Source organism: Mesorhizobium sp. M2A.F.Ca.ET.067.02.1.1 (genome assembly GCF_004023285.1).
Lineage (GTDB): Bacteria > Pseudomonadota > Alphaproteobacteria > Rhizobiales > Rhizobiaceae > Mesorhizobium.
The window spans coordinates 1-1948 of record NZ_RZSB01000964.1; the positions used below are offsets into that span (position 1 = coordinate 1).

The following is a 1948-nucleotide window of genomic DNA, read 5'->3' on the forward strand; positions in this document are numbered from 1 at the left end:
CTTCTAATCCAAGCCACTTGGCTTATGCATACGAGAGGGCGGCAGAAATGCCGCCCTTTTCTTTGGGGCGAACCTTGGTCCGAAAAAACGACGGCGCGAACCGACGAGCAGGCTTGCTTCGCCTTCGAGGAGATCGAGACCGGCATCTCTGCAAAACTCGCCTGCGTCCCGCAGCGTTCCCGACTCGATCGTGGAGAAGGCCTTCTGTGTCTGCTGGACTTTGGGACGGCTCGTCGAGTTGCCAGCCTTCAAAGGTGGGAGGTCAGCATGCCCGCACGGGCCACCGGATCATGACGATGCTGCCCGGCTGATCCGACCGGGGAGAGCCAAAGGTCCTCAGGGCGCATAGTGTAGATTTTCTGTGCCAGCGAGCTTTGGCAGCAAAGCCTGCCGGTCTTTTGGTTAGCCGACTACAAGGCGGAGGGCGAACGGGCATAATTGGGATCAGGTTGGGTCGGCGATGTCCTACGGGAGCATCGCGTTTTCACTATCTTCGAATTTCCGAAGCCCTTGGCTTCCCTACTAGGCGGTCCAAATTTGCGGTTGAATTTACTTTTTCAGAATTGTTCGGTGTTAGGGGACCGACCAATACGCAGCTGACTACTCTAGCGCGGGGAGTGTAAGAGTGATGCAGCGTCTGTCTGCCGCAAGGCTCGGCGACCTCCTGGCGGGAGACCTGCGTGCTTTTGGCGGGCCCTCAACGATCGAACCGCTTGCCGGCCGCATCAGGGCGGAGCAGGTCAGTATCGTGCTTCGCAGCACGCTTCTTGGCATGGCTGCGAACATACTCAATGCGGCCACTTTTGTTATCGCGGTCTGGGGCTCGCCCGACCAGACGAAAGCCATCCTCTGGGCGAGTGTGATCATCGCCGCCGCTGGGTTCGTAGGCCTAAGAGCGAGATCATCGTTTCAGTCAGTCAAACCAAGGTCAGTGTCTCGCCGGACAACGCAAAACCTGGTGCGAAACGCCTTCCTGTTCGGCACTTGGTGGGGTGCACTTCCCGTTCTGTTCTTCGGAGGAGCAACCAGTGCCGCCCAGGTTGTCATTACCTGCCTGAGCGCTGGCATGATCGCAGGCGGTGCCGCTTCTTTTTCCACGATTCCTATTGCGGCCGTCGCGTATACGCTGCCGATCTTCGTCGGTTCGGCGGTTGCGATTGTGTGGCTGGATGGAGCCGTCAATGTGCCCGTCGCAATCCTGATGGTGAGCTACGCCATCACGCTGTTTCGTGCCGTGCTTGCTCACGCGTCCGAATTTACCCGACGCTTCATTCTGCAAGCGGAAAGCGAAAATGCCATTCGCAGGGATGTTCTAACGAGTTTGCCAAACCGGTTCAGCTTCAACGAGCGGCTGGAAAACGCGTTGGTGGACGCAAAGCAGTTTAACCAGCACTTTGCGTTACTCTTGTTCGATCTTAACAATTTCGACGAGGTGAACGATCGCTTTGGCCGCGCAATAGGGGATGCCCTTTTGGTCGAAGTGGCTGCGAGACTTCGGAAATCGACGCGGGAGAGCGATGGCATCGCGAGATTGGAGGGCGACGAATTTGCTATAATCGTCACGTGCGATATTAGGCCAGATCAAATCAGGTGCTTAGCCAAACAGATCATAGATGGCATGCGCACCCCTTTCATGATTGAAGCACGCGAAATATATTGTAGGGCCTCTATCGGTATCGCTTTGGCGCCCACTGATGGTTTGGATGCCAATCAACTCCTGCGCTGCGTCGACACCGCGCTACACAGGGCTAAGACGCTGGGGACGGGTTCCATCCAGTTTTTCAGCGCAAACGACGATGAAGCTGCCACAAGGCGCCATGCCCTTGAACGCGATCTGGCATCTGCGCTCGCCAGCGACCAGCTTTGGCTTGCATTTCAACCCTTTCTCGATCTCGGGAGCGATCGCATCCGAGGTTTTGAAGCGCTTCTGCGATGGCAACATCCGACC

At 56.9% G+C, this 1948-nt stretch carries 1 protein-coding gene; it reads left to right on the top strand.

Annotation, left to right across the window (positions count from 1 at the left end):
- Nucleotides 1-628 precede the first annotated feature (628 nt).
- The coding region (locus tag EOA28_RS34275) for a diguanylate cyclase (protein ID WP_148671053.1) at nt 629-1948 on the top strand (1320 nt) is incomplete at its 3' end.